This window comes from Brevundimonas sp., assembly GCF_035998205.1.
Lineage (GTDB): Bacteria > Pseudomonadota > Alphaproteobacteria > Caulobacterales > Caulobacteraceae > Brevundimonas.
Genome location: NZ_DASYHT010000003.1, coordinates 1 through 18,938, shown reverse-complemented (window position 1 = coordinate 18,938; position 18,938 = coordinate 1). Strand labels below are relative to the sequence as shown.

The window sequence follows — 18,938 nt, the reverse complement described above, 5'->3', positions numbered from 1 at the left end:
CGAGCCGGTGTATGGAGCGCCGTCCGTTTCATCTTCCGTCCTCTTTCGCATGCGCGCGGCCCCCGGCCGACCGCAGGGTCAGCATGAGCGAAATCCTCCCCGACAGCCGCGGCGCCCTGGTTCTCTTCTCGGGCGGTCAGGACAGCGCCACCTGCCTGGCCTGGGCCCTGTCGCGCCATGCCCGGGTCGAGACGGTCGGCTTCGACTATGGCCAGCGCCACGCGGTCGAGCTGGAGGCGCGGCTGAAGGTGCGGGCCGGGATGGCCGCGGCGCTTCCGGCCTTCGCTGACCGGCTTGGTCCGGACCACATGGTCGACCTGACCGGCTACGGCCGGCTCGCCGAGAGCGCCCTGACCGCCGCGCGCGAGATCGAGATGGGCGCGCGGGGTCTGCCCAGCACCTTCGTGCCCGGCCGCAACCTGATCTTCCTCGTGGCGGCGGCGGCCCTCGCGGATCGCCGGGGGTTGGACGTGCTGGTCGGCGGCATGTGCGAGACCGACTTCTCCGGCTACCCCGACTGTCGCCGCGACACGCTGGACGCCATGGAGCAGGCGCTGGCGTTGGGGCTGGACCGGCCGACGCCCATACTCACTCCGCTGATGCATCTGACCAAGGCGGAGACCTGGGCGCTCGCGCATGAGCTTGGCGGCGAGGCGCTGGTGCGGCTGATCGTCGAGGACAGCCACACCTGTTACCGCGGCGACCGGTCGGTGCTGCACCCCTGGGGCTACGGCTGCGGGACCTGCCCGGCCTGCGAGCTGCGCGCCGCCGGCTGGACCGCGTGGACCGCCCGATGAGCTACGCGGTCAAGGAGGCCTTCCTGACGGTGCAGGGGGAGGGCGGTCAGGCCGGCCGGGCCGCCGTATTCCTGCGCTTCGCCGGCTGCAACCTGTGGAGCGGGCGAGAAGCGGATCGGGCCACGGCCGTCTGCAGCTTCTGCGATACGGACTTCGTTGGCGTCGACGGCGACGGCGGTGGCCGTTTCGCCGATGCGGACGCCCTGGCGGACCACGTGGCGGCGCTGTGGACGGCCGGGGCGGATCACCGGCTCGTGGTCTGCACCGGCGGCGAGCCGCTGCTGCAGCTGGACGCCCCGCTGATCGCCGCCCTGAAGGCCCGGGGCTTCGCCATCGCCGTCGAGACCAACGGCACCCTCGCGGCGCCGGAGGGCATCGACTGGATCTGCGTCAGCCCCAAGGCCGATGCGCCGCTGGTGCAGACGACCGGCCAGGAGCTCAAGCTGGTCTATCCCCAGACCCTGGCGCCGCCGGAGCGGTTCACCGATCTGCCGTTCGAGCGCTTCTGGCTGCAGCCGATGGACGGTCCCGACCGGGACGCGGCCACAGCCGCCGCCGTCGCCTATTGCCTGTCCCACCCGCAGTGGCGCGTCAGCGTCCAGACCCACAAGTACATCGGCGTACGATGATGCCCGTCTTCGAGATCACCAAACAGGCGACGTTCGACGCCGCCCACCATTTCCCCAACGAGCCGGAGGGCAGCATCTATCGCCGCCTGCACGGCCATTCCTTCACCGTGGCCGCCACGGTGCGCGCCGAGGTGCTGGATGACGCCCATGGCTGGGTGGCGGACCTCGGGGCGCTGGAGCGCGATCTCAAGGCGGCAGCGGAGACGCTGGACCACGGCCTGCTCAACGACCACCCGGGGCTGGAGCTGCCCAGCCTCGAGCGCCTCTGCCTGTGGTTCGCCAACCGGTTGCGTGGCGACTGGCCGGGGCTTTGCCGCATCGAGGTGGCGCGCCCGACCATCCACGAGCGCTGTGTCCTCAGCCTCTAGCAGTCGCGCCCGCGGCGCTGGCGCTGTTCGCAGCGGCGCTGCTCCCGCTCCCATTCGCGCTGCTCGCGCTCGCGCCGGGCGCGGGTCTCCTCGTCCGAGGTGGTGACGGCGTCGACCCCGGCGCCGATGACGGCGCCGGTGGCCTTGGCGGCCCCGCCCACGACCGCGCCGGTGGCGCCTACGGCGGCTCCGACCACGCAACCCGACAGCAGGGGCGCGGCGCCGAGGGCGATGAGCAGGGCGAGGGCACGGGGACGAATCATGGGGCTCTCCAACGGTGCGGCAGCCTCGCGCCGGAGAGGTGAACAAGCTCTTGCCGGCCCCGTGTCGGGAGACGGATCGACAGCCGCCGCCGCAGTGCTAGGGTCCGCGCCTCACTGTCGTCGCCGGAGTCCGTGCATGCGTCCCGCTGTCCGCCGCCTGTCCCTGATCGCCGCCCTGATGCTGGGCGTGGCCGCGCCCGCCCTGGCCCAGTCGCCGTTCGACGGCGGGCGTCTGAACGCCAACATCCGCGAGCTGTCGGATGACTCCTTCGAGGGGCGAGGCATTGGCGGCGCGGCCGAGGACAAGGTCATCGCCTTCATGAGCGAGCGCTTCGCCGCGGCCGGCTTCGAACCCGGCGGCGTCGACGGCGGCTGGACCCAGCCGGTCGAGTTGGCCCGTTTCGCCGTGGTCGATCCCGTGGCCACCCTGTCGGTCGGCGACTGGAGCCTGCCGCTGCGCCAGGGCCAGGAGGCTGTCATCTCGACCCGTCGGCCCGCCGGGGCGGTGAACCTCGAGGACGCCGAGCTGGTGTTTGTCGGCTATGGCGTGCGGGCCCCGGAGCGGGACTGGGACGACTTCAAGGGCCAGGACCTGAGCGGCAAGATCCTCGTGGTGCTGGTCAATGACGCCGACTTCGAGCAGCCGGAGCTCAATACCTTCGGCGGCCGGGCCATGACCTACTACGGCCGCTGGACCTACAAGTACGAGGAGGCGGCCCGTCAGGGCGCCGCCGGGGTGCTGATCGTGCACGAGACGGGGCCGGCTTCCTACGGTTGGACCACCGTGGCGAACTCGTGGAGCGGCCCGCAGTTCGACATCGTGCGCGCCAATGCCGAGGGCGAGCGCGTGCCGCTGGAGTCCTGGATCCAGCGCGACGTCGCGGTCGAGCTGTTCCGCCGCGCCGGCCTCGACTTCGAGGCGCTGAAGACCGCCGCCCGCTCGCGCGACTTCCAGCCGGTGGCGCTGGAAGGGGCCCGGCTCAACGCCCGTTATGGCGTCGAGACCTCGCGTATCCGCACCCACAACATCCTCGCCCGCCTGCCGGGCACGACGCACCCGGACGAGACGATCCTCTACACCGCCCACTGGGACCACATCGGCATCGGCGCGCCGGACGCCAGCGGCGACGCCATCTTCAACGGGGCCGTCGACAACGCCTCGGGGACGGCCGCGCTGATCGAGATCGCCCACGCCTTCGCCGCCGGCCCGCGGCCCGAGCGGTCGATCGTGCTGATCGGCTTCACCGCCGAGGAGAGCGGCCTGCTGGGCTCGGAGTACTACGCCGCCAATCCGATCTATCCGCTCGAGACCACGGTGGCGGGCTTCAACATGGACGCCGCCAACGTCTATGGCCGCGTCGACGGCATGAGCGTGACCGGCTACGGCCAGTCCGACCTCGACGAGCGCGTGCGGCCGCTGGTCGAGGCCCAGGGGCGCCGGCTGCTGCCGGACGGCAATCCGGCGGCCGGGACCTACTTCCGCTCCGACCACTTCCCGCTGGCCAAGCGCGGCGTGCCGATGGCCTACATGCGCGGCGGCGGGGCCTTCCGGGACGCGCCCGTGGAAGAGCGCAACGCCCGCCGCGACAGCTACACGGCCGAGCGCTACCACCAGGCGGGCGATGAGTGGTCGCCGGACTGGGATCTGTCGGGACAGCTGGAAGACCTCGACGTCTATTACACGGCGGGTCGTGCCCTTTCGGACAGCCGCGACTGGCCGGCGTGGAGCGCGACCTCGGAGTTCCGCGTGGCGCGCGAGGCCTCGGCGGCGGCCCGCGACTGAGCAACATGACGAAAACTTAACGTGCGGGGCAGGGGGTGCCCCTCCAGGCTCCGGCGCCTGATCCCCGAGAGGCCTGTCCCGCATGTTTCGTCGCCTTCCTTCCGTCTGCGCCGCGGCGCTGCTCGCCGTCGCCATCGCCGCGCCGGCCCACGCCCAGGACTTCTCCGCCGCGCGCCTGTCCGAAGGCGTGCGGGTCATCGCCGACGACAGCTTTGAGGGCCGCTATCCGGGCACGCCGGGCGAGCGTCTGACGCTCGAGTGGCTGCAGGCGCAATACGAGAGCCTCGGTCTCGAGCCCGGCGGGCCGGACGGTCAGTGGCTGCAGCCGGTCGACCTGCGCCGCTACACCCCGGTGCGTGAGTTCACCGCGACCTGGGCAGGGCCCGGTGGAGTCGGCGGGACGCTCGTCAAGGGCGAGGGGCTGAACCTGCGTTCGGCCGCCAACGACGGCCGCGCCGAGATCGCCGGCGCCGAATTGGTCTTCGCCGGCTATGGCATCGTCGCGCCGGAACGCGGCTGGGACGACTACAAGGACGTCGACGTCCGCGGGAAGATCGTTGTGCTGCTGCCAGGCGAGCCCGAAGGCGCCCTGTTCAACGGCGAATATCCGACCGTCTATAACGCCGGCTGGTGGAAGGCGCGGGACGCCGCCGCCCGCGGCGCGATCGGGGTCATCACCCTGCAGCCGCGGCTGGCTCCGGCGCGCTTCGCCGACGCCCAGCGCACCTTCCAGCCCGGTGGCGCCGACCTCGAAGTGACCGGCGACATGACCCGCGACAGTGCTGGCGACCTGTTCGCGGCGGCCGGGCTCGACCTTGAGGCCCTGACGGCGGCGGCGGCGGCCGGCGGCGACTTCCGCGCCACGCCCCTGTCGGGCGTGACCCTCACGGCCTCGGCCGAGGAGACGGTCAATGTCCTGCGGACCTACAATCTGCTGGCCCGCATCCCGGGCACGCAGCGCCCGGACGAGACCATCATCTTCTCGGCCCACTGGGACCACGTCGGCATCGACAACCATGGCCGTCAGACCGTGCCCGAGGGTGAGGACCGCATCTGGAACGGGGCCTGGGACAACGCCTCGGGCACCGTGGCCCTCGTCGAGATGGCGCGCGAGCTGAAGGCCGCCGGGCCGGCGCAGCGCAGCTTCGTCTTCGCCCACATGGCCGCCGAGGAGATGGGGCTGCTGGGCGCCTGGGCCTACGCCGCCGACCCGGTCTATCCGGTCGAGACCACGGTGGCCGACCTGAACATCGACATGCTGCCCTTGTCGCCGCCGACCCGCGACCTGCAGATCTTCGGCTTCGGCCAGAACGAGCTGGAGGACGATCTGGCGCGCCTCGCCGAGGCCGAGGGCCGCTATGTCACCGACGACGGCCAGCCGGAGCAGGGCTTCTACTACCGCTCCGACCACCTGCCGTTCGCCGTCGCCGGCGTGCCGGCGCTGATGCCCTGGCACGGGACGGACTGGGACGAGGGCGGCAAGGCCGTCGGCGAGCCCGCCTATCGCGCCATGTGGGAGGAGCGCTACCACAAGGCCGCCGATGAATGGTCCGAGGACCTCGACTTCTCGGCGGCGGTGGAAAACCTGACGCTGATCTATCGCCTCGCCGTGGACCTGGCCAACAGCGAGCGCTGGCCGGGCTGGAAGCCGACCAGCGAGTTCGGCGCCATCCGCGCCCGGTCCGCCGCCGCCCGCCAGTGATGCGCTGGCGGCCGGTCACCGCCGTCGACGGCCCGGCCGTGCAGGGGAGCTATCCCGGCGCGGTCGAGGTCGCCGGGGCGAGCCGGTGGCTGTTCCTGTCGGGCCAGATTCCGGCAGACCCTGCCGGGGCCGTCGCGCCGGACTTCGAGGGCCAGTGCCGGCAGGTCTGGGCCAACGTCGAGGCCCAGTTGCGGGCCGCGGACATGACCCTCGACAACCTCGTCAAGGTCACGACCTACCTCGCCGACCGCAACGACGCGGCCGTCAACCGCGCCGTCCGGCTGGAGGTGTTGGGCGACCGTCAGCCGGCCCTGACGGTGATCGTCACCGGCCTGTTCGAGCCCGGCTGGCGGGTCGAGATCGAGGCGATCGCGGCGGCGTGAACCCTCCGGGCGCGGGACGCGTTGCAAGCCTCATGCGCATCTCTCTGGTTCTCATCGCCATCCTTGGCCTCGCCGCCTGCGAGGCTCCCGCTGATCGGCCGGCCGAGCCGCCCGCTGATGAGTCACTCCCCGTCGAAGCGGAGAGGCCCGGGCCCGCCTATGTCGGTCGCTGGGCCGTCGATCCGCGCACCTGCACCGCGCCCGTCGGCGACCAGCAGCCGATCGACATCGCCGTCGATAGGTTTGAGGGCTACGAAAACAGCTGCGCCATCACGGCCGTGCGCGAGGTCGAGGGGGCGCAGGTGCTCAGCCTTACCTGCGAGGCCGAGGGCATGCGCACAGACGAGCAGGTTCGGCTCGCCGTGAGGGGCGATCTGCTGACGCTGACCTACCTCGAGCGAGACGACGCGGAGGTGCAGCTGGAGCGGTGCCCGGAGGGCGCGCGCTAGCTTCCGTCAGTTGTTGAACAGGAAGTGCATCACGTCGCCGTCCTTGACGACGTAGGCCTTGCCCTCGGCGCGCAGCTTGCCGGCCTCGCGGGCGCCGGCTTCGCCCTTCAGCGCGACGTAGTCGTCGTAGGCCACGGTCTCGGCGCGGATGAAGCCCTTCTCGAAGTCCGAGTGGATCACGCCCGCCGCCTGGGGCGCGGTGGCCCCGACCGGGATGGTCCAGGCGCGCGCCTCCTTCGGACCCACCGTGAAGTAGGTCTGCAGGCCCAGCAGCTTGTAGGCCTCGTGGATCAGGCGGTTCAGGCCCGGCTCGGTCAGGTCGAGGGTCTCTAGGAACTCCGCCCGCTCCTCGGGATCCAGCAGGGCGATCTCGGACTCGATGCGGGCCGAGATGACCACGGAGTTGGCGTTGTCGGCGCGGGCGCGTTCGGCGACGGTCTGCGAAAGGCCGTTGCCGGTGGCGGCCGAGCCCTCGTCGACGTTGCAGACATAGAGGGCAGGCAGGGCGGTCAGCAGCTGCAGCATGCGCCAGCCCTTCTCATCCTCCTTCGACACCTCGGCCACGCGGGCGGGGCGGCCGGCGCGCAGCTGCTCCAGCGCGAGGTTGATCAGGCGCAGGGTCGCCGCCGCCTCCTTGTCGCCGCCCTTGGCCTTCTTCTCGACGTTCGAGACCCGGCGTTCGAGGCTCTCGAGGTCCGCCAGCATCAGCTCGGTCTCGATGATCTCGAGGTCGGAGATGGGGTCGATGCGGCCCTCGACGTGGGTGATGTCGTCGTCCTCGAAGCAGCGGGCGACGAAGGCCACCGCGTCACAGTCGCGGATGTTGGCGAGGAACTGGTTGCCGAGGCCTTCGCCCTTCGACGCGCCGCGCACCAGACCGGCGACGTCGACGAAGTTGATGCGCGCCGGGATGATCTCCTTCGAGCCGGCGATGGCCGCCAGCGCGTCCAGCCGCGGCTCGGGCACGGCCACGTCGCCGACGTTCGGCTCGATGGTGCAGAACGGATAGTTGGCCGCCTGGGCCGCCGCCGTCTGGGTCAGGGCGTTGAACAGGGTGGACTTGCCGACGTTCGGCAGGCCGACGATCGCGACTTTCAGGGCCATGGCGCTGGGGGATTCCTTGTGAGCCGGTGCCTTTAGCGGCTCCCGTCCGGCTTGTCAGCGGGCTGGCCGATCCCGCTCCAGGGCTGGACCGTGCAAACGGCGTCGCCCTGGCCGTAGCCGGCGGCCGCGCCGGCCTCCGGCCGGATCACCTGGTCGAGCCAGCCGGTCCTTCGATCATAGAGGCGGAACATCTCCCATTCCTCGCCGTCGCCGGCCCGGAAGCGGTAGGAGAGCTCCAGCCAGCGGCCGTGATCGACCACCGGGCCGCAGCCCGTGATCCGCGCGTGGCAGGCGGTTCCGGCGTCGAGATCGATCGAGAAACGGTGTACGAACAGATCGCCGGGCACGCCGGGCTGGACGAACTCGCGACATTCCAGATCGAAGCGGCGGGGGGACGCCGCCTCCGGGGGCGTCTGGAGCCCCAGGGCCAGGATCAGGCTTGCCGTGAGCATGGTCGTCTCCCTCGCCGGACGCGGTCCCCAGCATGGGCCGGATGACCGCGCCTGGCGAGAGGGTCAGTGGCCCCCGTGGCTGGCAGGCGCCGCCGGCTGGGCGACCACCACATTGACCTCGTAGGGGGCCGCCTGCTCGAAGGTCAGGGTCATGGACAGCCGCTCGCCCTCCGCCAGCGGCTGGCTCAGCCCCAGCAGCATGATGTGGTTGCCGCCCGGCTTGAGCGGCACGGCCTCGCCGGCCGGCAGGGGCAGGCCGTCCGGCAGTTCGGCCATGCGCATCATGCCGTCGGTGGTGGTCATCTCGTGGATCTCCACCTTGTCGGCGCCCGTGAAGGCGGCCGAGACCAGCCGGTCATTCCGGCTCGCGGTCAGGGTCATGTAGCAGCCGGTCACGTCGCGCCCGACCTGGGTCGGGCGGCAGAAGGCGTCCGTGACCTCGACGACGGCGGGGGCCTCGACGGGGGGCTGGCCGCAGGCCGAGACGGCCAGGGCGAGGCCCACGGGGGCGAGGAGGGCGGCGGGACGGAACAGTCGGATCATGATGATCTCCAGGGTCAGACGGCGGCGGGACGGCGGACCAGACGCCACAGGCGGTCCACCGCGACCGCCGCCAGCAGGCTCAGGCCGGTGAGAGGGTAGAGGATGGCCAGCGGCAGGACGATGCCCAGCACCGCGGCGCGTGCGCGCGGTCCGGGCGGGGACACGGGGGCGGCGAGCCGGCCCTTCGGGCGGCGCTTCCACCACATCACCATGGCGCTGACGCCCATCACCCAGACGGCGATACAGGCCAGCAGCATGACGATGCGGTTGATCGTCCCGTACTGGGTGCCCTGGTGGGTGAAGATGGACCATTCGAACATCCGCGCCGCCCAGCCGTACTGCTCATACCGGATGTCGCCGAGCAGCTGCCCGGTCCCGTCGGTGTAGAGGGTGCGGCTGTCCTGAACGCGGGTGTTGCGCACCGCCACCGACACGGCCTGCTCCGGGCGCGACGGCAGGTTGACGGTGAAGGGGGCGGCGACGTGGTTGGCCGCCGCTGTCGCCAGCACGGCGTCGAGGTCGAGCCGTGACTCCGGCGCTGACAGCACCGAACCCTGCAGGGTCCAGCCGAGGCCCTCGGGAGCCGGGGCGTGGTGGGCATGCTCCCAGTTCTGGGCGGCCGGGGCGGGCGGACGGCCGAGGCCGGCGGCGCGCAGGGTTCCCATCACCTGGTCGCCCCAGACCGCCGACCACAGCATGCCGGTGGCGGCGAGGAAGACGATCACCCCGCCGGCGAAGATGCCGGTGACGGCATGCAGGTCGCGCCAGAACGGCCGGCGCGCCGGATCGCGGGTGCTGAGGGAGACGACGCCGCCCTTGCGCCCGCGCGGCCACCACAGGAACACGCCGGTGGCGACCAGAATGATGGCCCAGCCGGCGACGATCTCGATCACGACGTTCAGGCCGCCGCCGAAGATCTCCAGACTGTGGATGCGCTTGAAGGTGTCCGACAGCGGGGCGCCGGCGACGCCGGTGACCTGGCCATCGTAGGGATTGACGAAGACCGTGCGGCGGGGGCCGCTCTCGGGCTGAACGACTACCTGGATGGCCCGGTCGGCCCGCTCGGGCACGCGGACGGCGACCGGCTGACCGCCGCCGGCCACCCGCGCCGCGGCGGTCCAGCGCTCCGCCGGGACCCTTTCGGGCCCCGGCGTCACGACATTGAGCGGCCGCGCGGCGAGATCGTCGATCTCGCTGGCGAACAGATAGAGCCCGCCCGTCAGGGCCAGCATCATCAGGAACGGCAGCACCAGCAGGCCGGCATAGAAGTGCCAGCGCCAGACCGCCCGGTAGGCCCCGGACAGGGGCGAGCTCGCCGCGCCCGACATCAGTACGCCAGCCGCACGCCGATGAAGGCGGAGGCGCCTTCGCCCGGCCAGAACACGGCAGTGGAGGCGACGCGGGCGTCGGTCACCGCGTTGAAGTTCGACACGTAGCGCTCATCGAGGATGTTGCGCGCGTCGACGAACACGCTGGTGTTGTTGTCGAAGCGCCAGCCGAGGTTGAGGTTCAGGATCGTGTACCCCGGGGCCTTGAGGGTGTTGGCGTAGTCGACCCAGGTGTCGGACGGGGTCCACTCCACCTGCGGGGCGATGAACCAGCCCGCGGGATCGGTGTAGCGCAGCTCGGCCCGGTACAGGTGCGGCGGCACCAGCGGCAGGTCGTTGTCGCCATAGACCCGGTCGCCCTCGAAGAAGAAGTCCGAGTAGGTGTAGGTCTGGCCCAGACGCCAGGCGGGGGCGAAGCGCCAGTCGAGGGCCGCCTCGACGCCCTGGTGCACGGTCGGGCCGGCGTTGAACGTCGCGGCCGGAATGCCGAGCGCCGGATTGACCACGAAGGTCAGCAGCTCGTTGTCCAGCTCGGCGCGATAGACGGTGGCGTCCCACGAGAAGGCGGCGTTGCGGCCGCGCAGGCCGGCCTCCCAGGTCCAGGCCTCCTGGGCCTCCACGGGCGCGAACCCGCCAACCGTCGGCGACATGGAGCTGAAGTTCGGCGGCTCCACCGAACGGGTCACATTGGCGTAGACTTGGTTGCCGCCGTCGCCTTCCCACAGCAGGCCGAGACGTGGCGCGAACCAGTCGTAGTCCTTGTCCAGGGTCTGGGCGAAGCTGCCGGCCACGCCCGGCAGGGCGAAGCGCTCGAAGTCGCGCTCGGCCCGGCCCCAGGCCCCGCCGGCGACCAGCGCCAGCCGGTCGGTGACGAACAGGCGGCCTTCGGCGAAGACGTCGAGCGCCTGGGCGTTCTGGCGCGCGCTGGCGGTGCGGGCGCCACTCGAGCCGCGCACATTGACGAACTGCTGGGCGTCGAGATCGCCGGAGCGGTACCACAGGCCGCCGAAGGCGTCGGCGCGCTTGCCGAACAGCTGGCCTTCCCAGTCCAGTCGGCCGAAGGCGCCGTAGTTGCGGCTCTGCTGGTCGATGACCTGGAAGATCGGGTGGTGAAGGTCCTTCCAGGTGCCGTAGACGGCGCCTTCGAACAGCAGGCCGGGGGTCAGCCGCCAGCGCGTCGAGACCGTGGTGCGCACCGAGGCGTAGTCCCGCTGGTACTGGTTGGCCAGATTGACCGCCGTGGCCATTACAGGCGTGTTCAGCGCCTGGGTCAGGGTCAGGGAGCCGGGGATGTCCTGGTGGATGTAGGCGCCCTGGACGATCAGCCGGACCTCCCGGTCCTCGCCGAGGCTGCGGCCGAGGTTCAGGGTGATGTACTGCTGCTGACCTTCCGAGGACTGGCGCCAGCCGTCCGAGGTGACGCCGGTGACGCCGATAAAGCCGTCCCACTCGCCGCGGACGCCGGACAGTTCGGCGTGGGCGCGGGCGGTGCGCCAGGAGCCATAGTCGACCCGCAGGCTGGCGGTCTCGCCGCTGGTGCGGCCGTTCGGCGTGACGAGGTTCACGGCGCCGCCGAGCAGGGCTCCGCCGAAACGCAGGGCGTTGCCGCCCTTGTAGACCTCGGTGTAGCGGGCCAGCAGCGGGTCGACCATTTGCACATCGCCGAAGCCGTCGGCCTCGTTGAACGGGATGCCGTCCTGCGACACGAACAGGCCGCGCAGGTGGTTGGCGTTGCCGAGGCCCGAGCCGCGGATGGCGATGCGCACGTCGCCGCCCCACTTCTTCTGGGCGAACACGCCCGGCACATCACGCAGCACGTCGGCGATGTTCGGGGCGTAGCGGCTCTCGAGGCTCTCGGCCGAGACCACGGCCACGGCGCCGGGCGTGCGCGACAGGCGCGCGCGGGCTTCGGCCACCACGGCCGGATCCTCGGGATCCGGGCGACCGGTGACGATGATGCTGTCGACGGTGGTGACGCGGGTGTCGGCGTCGGGGGCGGCGTCCTGGGCCTGGGCGAAGGTCGGCGCAGACAGGGCGGCGAGCAGCGCCAGCGGCGCCGCGGAGAGACGGAGGCTCATGGAATGATGTCCTGAATTCAGAGTCGTTCAGGCGCGCACGGAGGGCTCCGGCGCGCGGTAAGGAGGTCTGGCTTCAGGCGTGGGGTGGCGCGGTCGACGGCGGCCGCGGCGGGGCGCGGGCCGGAGGCAGGCGGTCGGCCAGTGTCGGCCGGACGAAGCTGGTCGGGCGGACGATCGGAACAAACGCGGGCGCCGGCGGCGGGGGCGGCGGCAGGGCGGTCTGGGCCGCCAGCACGCAGGCGGCGCACTGGAAGGCCTCGAGGTCTTCCGGGCTGCGTTCGCCATTGGGGCCGACCTGGATCAGGCGCGGACCTTCCGGCGAGCAGAGCAGGATGGGCCGGTCCGGCTGAACCGCCGCCGCCACGGCCGACGGCAGCAGGGCTCCGAACACGACCGCGAAGGTCGCGGCGAGATACGCCAGCGCGCGCAACATCGGCAGGGGACGGAGAGCAGCCTTCACGCTGGCGCTCCTAGGCGGGTTTGCCGCCTGACACAATGGCGCCGCCGTCGCAGCCGCAGCGCCCCGGCTCAGTCCTCGCCGCGCGCGGCCTGCCGGGGGCTGAACTTCGGGGCCGGGGCGAGGCGCAGCACCTCCGCCTGGTAGCGGTCGTCGTCGCCGGCGAGGGCGAAGGGCAGGGCGTCGGCGCAGGCGTTCAGCAACGCCTCCAGCCACGGCAGTTCGGCCTTGTGGAAGTCGGACAGCACATGGCCGTGCACCAGATGCTTCTCGCCCGGATGGCCGACGCCCATACGGGCGCGGCGGAAGTCGGGGCCGAGCTGGCTGATGAGGGAACGTACGCCGTTCTGGCCGGCCGCCCCGCCGCCCGTCTTCATGCGAAAGCGGCCGGGCGCGAGGTCGATCTCGTCGTGGAAAATGATGACCTGACCCGGGGGCGTCTTGTAGAAGCGCGCCGCCTCGCCCACGGCCCGGCCGCTCTCGTTCATGAAGGTCTGGGGCTTCATCAGCAGCACCCGCACGGGACCGGCGGGGGTCTGGACCTCGCCCTCGCGCACGACCGACTGGAACTTGGCCCGCTCCGGCCCGAACCGCCAGCGGTCGGCGATGCGATCGGCGGCCATGAAGCCGATGTTATGGCGCGTCTTTTCGTACTTCGCGCCCGGATTGCCGAGGCCGGCGAGGATGATCATGCGACTGCTCCGTCAGGAACCTGGAAGCCGGACAGGAAAAACCCCGCCGCGGCGGACCGGGCGGGGCTGAAATCCTTGGTCGGAAGGGGATCAGTCCTCCGCGCCGGCCTCGGCCTGGGCTTCGTCCGCCGCCGCCGACTGGGCCGCCGACGACACCTTGATGGTGGCGATGACGAAGTCGCGGTCGGTGATGGTCGGGGTGGCCCCTTCCGGCAGCGCCACGTCCGAGATGCGCAGGGTGTCGCCGAGCTGGCGGTCGGCCAGATCGATCACCAGTTCTTCCGGGATGCGGTCGGCCTGGACGAGGATCTCCACGTCGTGACGGACGATCTCCAGCGAACCGCCCTGGCGGTTGAACGGGGCGTCCTCGAGGTTCCGGAAGTGCACCGGGATCGAGATCTTGACCGGCGCGTGCTCGTCGACGCGCATCAGGTCGAAGTGCATCGGGCGGTCGGTGACCGGATCGAACTGCACGTCCTTGGCGATGACCGGCTGGGTCTCCTCGCCATACTTCAGGGTCACGAGGTGGCCCAGCAGCTTGCCGGTGTAGAGGGACTTGCGGAAGTCCTTCTCATTGACCGAGATCGCCACCGGGGCCTTGTCGCCACCGTACAGGATGCCCGGCACGGCGCCGGCGCGACGGGCGGCGCGGGCGCCGCCGGTGCCCACGCCCGAGCGGACGTCGACGTTCAGGATGATCTCGGCCATCTGGCTGCCTCAACAACGAAACCGCCGCGCCTGGCTGTCGCCGCGCGGCGGGGGGTCACGCCCCGGAAATCAAGAGCGCGCGCTATTACACGCTTCGCCCCACCCACGCAACACTGGCCCGCAACTCGGGCGTCGGGTCAGTCCACGGTCGCGGAGGCGACAGCGTCGCTGGAGGCGGCGGCGGCCTCGGCGGCGACGGCCGGCGCTTCGGCGGCCAGGACCGGGCTCTGGGTCAGGCCAGGACCGGCGTTCTGGGCGGCGCAGGCCGCGAGGTCGCCGACGATGTGGCGCCCGAGGCAGAACATGTCCTCGTAGCTGGGGCGCGAGGCGGCCAGGCACTGGAACAGCATCAGCTTCGACATGCTGAGGCAGAATTCGCTGTTGGTCTCCACCGCCAGCGCCTCGGTGTAGGTGCGGTAGTCGTCGCCGCCCGCGCCGAGGGCGGCCAGGGCGGCGATCGCCAGCGAATTGACGATCGCCGGCGTGTAGGGCGGCGGCAGGGCGGCGCCGTCGAGCGTCAGGCCCTCGCCGCTGTGGGCGGCGGCGAACAGCAGGGCGGCTTCCTCGGCCGAAGGCAGCATCGGCTGCAGGGACAGGGCCTTGGCGGCTTCCAGCCGTTCCTCGCGGTTGGTCAGGTGCTGCACCGCCCAGCGCCGGCGCGGATCCCGGCGTTCCTGGATGGTGTAGGCGTCCTCCTGCACCCCGGTGGCGATGACCCCGAGGGCGGCGGCGTCCTGGCCGATCCGCGCCGCGATCAGGCCCGCAGCGGCGTCCGCCCCCGGCAAGGTGGCGGCGTAGGCCGGATTGCGGATGATGCTGTCGACGATCTCGCGGCGCTGGTCGGGGTCGACGGCGTATTCGCGCACGCCCGCGACGAAGCCGTCGGACTGAAGGGCGAGGATGGCCCCATAGGCGATCATGCCGCGCGACAGCTGGGCCGGATCATAGGCCGAGCCCTTGCGGATGGCGGCCTGGATGGACTCGGCGTCCTGGAAACCGCCGGCCTGGATGGTGCCGATCTCGCGCACGAAGGCGACATAGATGGCGGCGGCGTCGGCCACGCCCTGGTTCAGGGCCACGGGCGGCGGCGGCGGCGGGGGCGGGGCCGGCTCGGGGGCCGGCGGCTCGGGCGTCGAACAGGCGGCCAGCACGGCCGCGACGGAGATCGCGATCAGGGTCGGACGCGACCCCTTGGAAAAGACCAGGGCCATCGGATGTCCCGCAAAGCTAAACGCCGGACCGGCCCGCCCGGTCCTCGGCACGGCTTATATCGACATACGTCGGCTTTTCCGACCGTTAATCGAACAGCTTGGAGACAGACTCCTCGTTGGCGATGCGGCGGATAGCCTCGCCGATCAGGGGCGCCACCGAGACCGACCGGATCTTCGGGCAGGTGGTCACTTCATGGGGCTGTTCGATGGAGTCGGTGATCACCAGCTCGCGCAGGGGCCCGTCGGTGATGCGCTTGACCGCCGGGCCGGAGAGAACGCCGTGGCTGATATAGGCGGACACCTCGGTCGCGCCCTGTTCGATCAGCGCCTTGGCCGCATTGACCAGGGTGCCGCCCGAATCGACGATGTCGTCGAACAGGATGCAGCGACGGCCCTGCACGTCGCCGATGATGTTCATGACCTCGCTCTCGCCGGCCTTGGGGCGGCGCTTGTCAACGATGGCGAGGTCCACATCGAGGCGGCTGGCGAGCGACCGGGCCCGAACCACCCCGCCGACGTCCGGCGAGACGATCATCAGGTCATCGCCGCCAGCGTAACGGTCGCGCACGTCCTGGGCCAGCACCGGGATGGCCACCAGATTGTCGGTCGGGATGTCGAAGAAACCCTGGATCTGGCCGGCGTGCAGATCCATCGTCAGCACCCGGTCGGCGCCGGCCCGCGTGATCAGATTGGCCACGAGCTTGGCCGAGATCGGCGTCCGCCCGCCGGTCTTCCGGTCCTGCCGGGCGTAGCCGAAATAGGGCATGACCGCCGTGATGCGCCGCGCCGAGGCCCGCACCAGGGCGTCGGTCAGAATCAGCAGCTCCATCAGGTTGTCGTTGGCCGGATAGCTCGTCGACTGGATGACGAAGACGTCCTCGCCGCGGACATTTTCCTCGATGACGGCGAACACCTCATTGTCGGCGAAGCGCTTCACCTGGGTCCGCGTCAGCGGCAGGTCGAGGTGCTCTGCGATGGCGGCGGCCAGCGAGCGGTTGGCGTTGCCCGAGATCAGCTTCATCGCCACGTCATCCTTTCGCCCTCATCGGGCCGTCACTGGCAGGCGCGCCTTACAGCAGCGCGGAGGCGCGCATCAAGGGTGCGGAGGCGTCGCCGGCGTTGGCGCAGCCGCCGGGCCGGTGCTAGACAGTGACGCAGCTCCCCTCGAAGAGGTCGCCTTGTCCGTGCAGTCGTACTCCTCCGCCCTGAAGGCGCTCGCCGGTCCCGCCCGGATCGCCACGGTCTGTGCGGTCGCCGCCGTGGCCCTGTCCGCCTGCGCCGGCCGCGCGGAACGGCCCCGTCTGGCCTATGAGGAGCGCCCGGTCGAGGCGCTCTACAACACCGGCTATCAGCGGCTGGAACAGCGCCGCTGGCGCGACGCGGTCGACTATTTCCAGGAAGTCGAGCGGCAGCACCCCTATTCGGAGTGGGCGCGCCGGGCGATCCTGATGCAGGTCCACGCCTACTATGAGGCCGGCGACTACACGGACGCGATCGCCGCCGCGAACCGCTTCATCCAGCTGTTCCCCGGCAATCCGTCGGCCGCCTACGCCTTCTACATGCGCGCCGTCTGCAACTTCGAGCAGATCGTCGACGTCGGTCGGGACCAGGCCTTCGCCGAGAACGCCCTCGCCGGATTGCGTGACGTCGCCCGACGGTATCCGGGGTCGCCCTACGCCCGCGACGCCCTCGTCAAGATCGACATGGTCAACGACCAGCTGGCCGGCAAGGAAATGGAGATCGGCCGCTACTACCAGCGCGCCAGCCAGCCGCTGGCGGCGATCAACCGCTACAAGGCGGTGATCGACAATCCCGACTTCCAGCGCACCTCGCATACCCCGGAAGCCCTCTACCGACTGGTCGAGGTCTATCTGCAGCTGGGCCTGCGCGACGAGGCGATTCGCAATGGCTCGGTGCTCGGCTACAACTATCCGGGCAGCCGCTGGTACCAGGACGCCTATGTCCTGCTGACCAACGAGGGCGCCCGGCCTGACGTCGAGCCCGAGGGCGACCGCGAAGGCTGGCTGCGGCGTCTGATTCCCGGCTGACCTTCCCCGCCGGAGCGCGAATCCGGCTAGAGCCCGACCATGCTGACGAGCCTGTCCATCCGCGACGTTGTGCTGGTCGACGCCCTCGACCTCGAGGTGGGGGAGGGGCTGACCGTGCTCACCGGCGAGACCGGGGCCGGCAAGTCCATCATCCTTGATGCGCTGGGGCTGGCGCTCGGCGGCCGCGCTGACGCCGGGCTGGTGCGACACGGGGCCCGCCAGGCCGTGGCCGCCGCCGAGTTCGCCCCGCCGGCCGATGACGCCGATCTGCTGGCCCTGCTGGCCGAGCGAGGCCTCGAGGTCGAGCGCGGCGAGCCGTTGATCCTGCGCCGGGTTCTGGGCGTGGACGGCCGCAGCCGCGCCTTCGTCAACGATCAGCCGACCGGCGTCGGGGTGCTGCGCGAGATCGGTGCGCGCCTCGTCGAGGTCCACGGCCAGCACGAGACCGTGGGCCTGCTCGACTGGCGCACCCATCGCGCCCTGCTTGACGCCTATGGCGGTCATGGGCCGCATCTCGCGGCGGTCGCGGCGCACGCCGAAGGACTCAAGGCGGCCGAGGCGCGGCTGGAGGCCCTTCAGGCCGAGGCGCGCGATGCGGCGGCGCGGGCCGAGGAGATCGGCGAGGCGCTGGCGGAGCTGGACGCCCTCGATCCCCGGCCGGAGGAGGAGACGGCGCTGGCCGGCGAGCGGGCCATGCTGGGTGCGGCGGAGAAGGCGCTGGGGGATCTCGCCTCGGCGCGGGAGAGCCTCGGCGGCGACAAGCTGAGCCAGCGGCTGGCCGCGGCCCTCCGCGCCGTCGAGCATGCGCGCCAGCGCGCCGCCCAGGCGGGGGTAGAGGCCGGCCATCCGGTGTTTTCGCGCCTCGACGCCGCGGCGGAGGCGATTGACCGCACCCTGGTCGAGGCGATCGAGGCGGTGGCGGCGGTAGATGTCGCCGCCGAGGCGTTTGATTTCGAGTCGGGGCGACTGGAGAAGGCCGAGGAGCGGCTGTTCGCCCTGCGCGCCGCGGCCCGCAAGCTGCAGACGACGGTGGATCACCTGCCGGTGCTGCGCATCCGTCTGCGTGACCAGCTGCGCCTGATCGAGGACGGGGCGGACGCCCTTGTCGCCGCCGAGCGCGAGGTGGTGCAGGCGCGCGAGAGCTATGACGCCGTGGCCCTGTTGCTCACCGGGGCCCGGGAGGCGGCCGCCAGCCGCCTGACCGAGGCGGTGCTGACCGAGCTGGGGCCGCTGCGCCTGGAGAAGGCCCGTTTCCGGGTGCGTCTGGAGGGGGTGGCCGAGGACCGTCGCGGGCCGCTGGGCCGCGAGACGGTGCGGTTCGAGGTGGCGACCAACGCCGGGGCGGTGTTCGGCCCGCTCGACGCGATCGCGTCGGGCGGTGAGCTGGCCCGCTTCGCCCTGGCGATGAAGGCGGCCCTGGCCAGCCGCGAGCACCAGCGCCAGCCGGTGATGATTTTTGACGAGGTCGACCAGGGCGTCGGCGGGGCTGTGGCCGAGGCCGTCGGTCTGCGCCTGCGCCGGCTCGCCTCGGGGGCCCAGGTGCTGGTCGTGACGCACAGCCCGCAGGTGGCGGCGCGCGGGCATGTGCACTGGAAGGTGCGCAAGGGCGACCGCGACGGCCTGACCATCACCACCGTCGATGCGCTGGACGAGCGCCGGCGGCTGGAGGAGGTCGCCCGCATGCTGGCCGGGGCCGAGATCACCGACGCGGCGCGGGCGGCGGCCCGGGAACTGCTGAGTTAGGTCGATCACGTCCCCCGGCCTTATTGGACGGCGGACAAGCAAAAGGGCCTCCCGGGGTGTCCCGGGAGGCCCTGATCGTTTGCGGTCAGATCAGCGCGATCAGGCGATGATCTTGGCCACGACGCCGGCGCCAACCGTGCGGCCGCCTTCACGGATGGCGAAGCGGAGCTTCTCTTCCATGGCGATCGGGGTGATCAGCT

The 18,938-nt window shown here is 71.4% G+C and carries 21 protein-coding genes; 9 read left to right on the top strand and 12 right to left on the bottom strand.

The genetic code is table 11. The annotated features are described in order from the left end of the window. The first annotated feature begins 83 nt into the window (after positions 1-83). From queC to VGN74_RS01900, 3 genes are read left to right on the top strand one after another with little or no spacing between them, the layout of a single operon-like run. On the top strand, positions 84-797 hold the full coding sequence (gene queC, locus VGN74_RS01910; protein ID WP_327445674.1) for a 7-cyano-7-deazaguanine synthase QueC: 714 nt from the start codon (positions 84-86) through the stop codon (positions 795-797). Next, the gene (gene queE, locus VGN74_RS01905; RefSeq protein WP_327445673.1) at positions 794-1,426 is read left to right on the top strand and encodes a 7-carboxy-7-deazaguanine synthase; all 633 of its coding nucleotides are present in this window, start codon (positions 794-796) and stop codon (positions 1,424-1,426) included. The genes queC and queE overlap by 4 nt, the downstream gene beginning before the upstream one ends. Continuing rightward, a complete protein-coding gene (locus VGN74_RS01900) occupies positions 1,423-1,794 on the top strand; it encodes a 6-carboxytetrahydropterin synthase (protein WP_327445672.1) in 372 nt (123 codons plus the stop codon). The genes queE and VGN74_RS01900 overlap by 4 nt, the downstream gene beginning before the upstream one ends. Here the strand turns inward: VGN74_RS01900 and VGN74_RS01895 are convergent. Beyond that, positions 1,791-2,057: a hypothetical protein gene (locus VGN74_RS01895; RefSeq protein ID WP_327445671.1), complete on the bottom strand. Its 267-nt coding sequence runs from the start codon at positions 2,055-2,057 to the stop codon at positions 1,791-1,793. The two genes, VGN74_RS01900 and VGN74_RS01895, sit on opposite strands and share 4 nt — an antisense overlap. Before the next feature lie 136 nt (positions 2,058-2,193). Between VGN74_RS01895 and VGN74_RS01890 the strand changes: the two genes are divergently transcribed. The 4 genes from VGN74_RS01890 (at position 2,194) to VGN74_RS01875 (ending at position 6,374) form a co-directional block, all read left to right on the top strand. Next, the gene (locus VGN74_RS01890) at positions 2,194-3,840 is read left to right on the top strand and encodes a M28 family metallopeptidase (RefSeq protein ID WP_327445670.1); all 1,647 of its coding nucleotides are present in this window, start codon (positions 2,194-2,196) and stop codon (positions 3,838-3,840) included. A gap of 82 nt (positions 3,841-3,922) precedes the next feature. Next, the gene (locus VGN74_RS01885; protein WP_327445669.1) at positions 3,923-5,542 is read left to right on the top strand and encodes a M28 family peptidase; all 1,620 of its coding nucleotides are present in this window, start codon (positions 3,923-3,925) and stop codon (positions 5,540-5,542) included. After that, on the top strand, positions 5,542-5,925 hold the full coding sequence (locus VGN74_RS01880; protein ID WP_327445668.1) for a RidA family protein: 384 nt from the start codon (positions 5,542-5,544) through the stop codon (positions 5,923-5,925). The genes VGN74_RS01885 and VGN74_RS01880 overlap by 1 nt, the downstream gene beginning before the upstream one ends. A gap of 32 nt (positions 5,926-5,957) precedes the next feature. Beyond that, complete coding sequence (locus VGN74_RS01875; RefSeq protein ID WP_327445667.1) at positions 5,958-6,374, top strand: hypothetical protein; 417 nt, start codon at positions 5,958-5,960, stop codon at positions 6,372-6,374. Positions 6,375-6,380: 6 nt separating this feature from the next. Here the strand turns inward: VGN74_RS01875 and ychF are convergent, their stop codons facing one another. The 10 genes from ychF to VGN74_RS01825 form a co-directional block, all read right to left on the bottom strand. Beyond that, the gene (gene ychF / locus VGN74_RS01870; protein ID WP_327445665.1) at positions 6,381-7,478 is read right to left on the bottom strand and encodes a redox-regulated ATPase YchF; all 1,098 of its coding nucleotides are present in this window, start codon (positions 7,476-7,478) and stop codon (positions 6,381-6,383) included. Positions 7,479-7,510: 32 nt separating this feature from the next. After that, on the bottom strand, positions 7,511-7,930 hold the full coding sequence (locus tag VGN74_RS01865; RefSeq protein WP_327445664.1) for a hypothetical protein: 420 nt from the start codon (positions 7,928-7,930) through the stop codon (positions 7,511-7,513). Between the two features lie 63 nt (positions 7,931-7,993). After that, positions 7,994-8,473, bottom strand: a complete 480-nt coding sequence (locus tag VGN74_RS01860; RefSeq protein ID WP_327445663.1) for a copper chaperone PCu(A)C — start codon at positions 8,471-8,473, stop codon at positions 7,994-7,996. A gap of 14 nt (positions 8,474-8,487) precedes the next feature. Further along, entirely contained in the window at positions 8,488-9,801 is a 1,314-nt protein-coding gene (locus VGN74_RS01855; protein WP_327445662.1) for a PepSY domain-containing protein, read from the bottom strand. Next, positions 9,801-11,879, bottom strand: coding sequence for a TonB-dependent receptor (locus VGN74_RS01850; protein ID WP_327445661.1), 2,079 nt, complete (start codon positions 11,877-11,879; stop codon positions 9,801-9,803). Before VGN74_RS01850 ends, VGN74_RS01855 begins: the two co-directional genes overlap by 1 nt. A 73-nt stretch (positions 11,880-11,952) precedes the next feature. Beyond that, complete coding sequence (locus tag VGN74_RS01845) at positions 11,953-12,339, bottom strand: DUF2946 family protein (RefSeq protein WP_327445660.1); 387 nt, start codon at positions 12,337-12,339, stop codon at positions 11,953-11,955. 68 nt (positions 12,340-12,407) lie between these two features. Next, positions 12,408-13,028, bottom strand: coding sequence for an aminoacyl-tRNA hydrolase (gene pth / locus VGN74_RS01840; RefSeq protein ID WP_327445659.1), 621 nt, complete (start codon positions 13,026-13,028; stop codon positions 12,408-12,410). A gap of 90 nt (positions 13,029-13,118) precedes the next feature. Continuing rightward, on the bottom strand, positions 13,119-13,736 hold the full coding sequence (locus VGN74_RS01835; protein ID WP_327445658.1) for a 50S ribosomal protein L25/general stress protein Ctc: 618 nt from the start codon (positions 13,734-13,736) through the stop codon (positions 13,119-13,121). A gap of 137 nt (positions 13,737-13,873) precedes the next feature. After that, positions 13,874-14,947 (bottom strand): hypothetical protein, encoded by a 1,074-nt coding sequence (locus VGN74_RS01830; protein ID WP_327445657.1) that lies wholly within the window; start codon positions 14,945-14,947, stop codon positions 13,874-13,876. An 85-nt stretch (positions 14,948-15,032) separates the two neighbouring features. After that, the gene (locus VGN74_RS01825) at positions 15,033-15,968 is read right to left on the bottom strand and encodes a ribose-phosphate pyrophosphokinase (RefSeq protein ID WP_327445656.1); all 936 of its coding nucleotides are present in this window, start codon (positions 15,966-15,968) and stop codon (positions 15,033-15,035) included. Positions 15,969-16,179: 211 nt separating this feature from the next. Between VGN74_RS01825 and VGN74_RS01820 the strand changes: the two genes are divergently transcribed. Then, entirely contained in the window at positions 16,180-16,995 is an 816-nt protein-coding gene (locus VGN74_RS01820; protein ID WP_414643517.1) for an outer membrane protein assembly factor BamD, read from the top strand. Between the two features lie 39 nt (positions 16,996-17,034). After that, the gene (recN, locus tag VGN74_RS01815) at positions 17,035-18,738 is read left to right on the top strand and encodes a DNA repair protein RecN (RefSeq protein WP_327445655.1); all 1,704 of its coding nucleotides are present in this window, start codon (positions 17,035-17,037) and stop codon (positions 18,736-18,738) included. A gap of 99 nt (positions 18,739-18,837) precedes the next feature. On the opposite strand, the gene VGN74_RS01810 is transcribed toward recN, so the two are convergent. Next, the coding region (locus tag VGN74_RS01810) for a hypothetical protein (RefSeq protein WP_327445818.1) at positions 18,838-18,938 on the bottom strand (101 nt) is incomplete at its 5' end.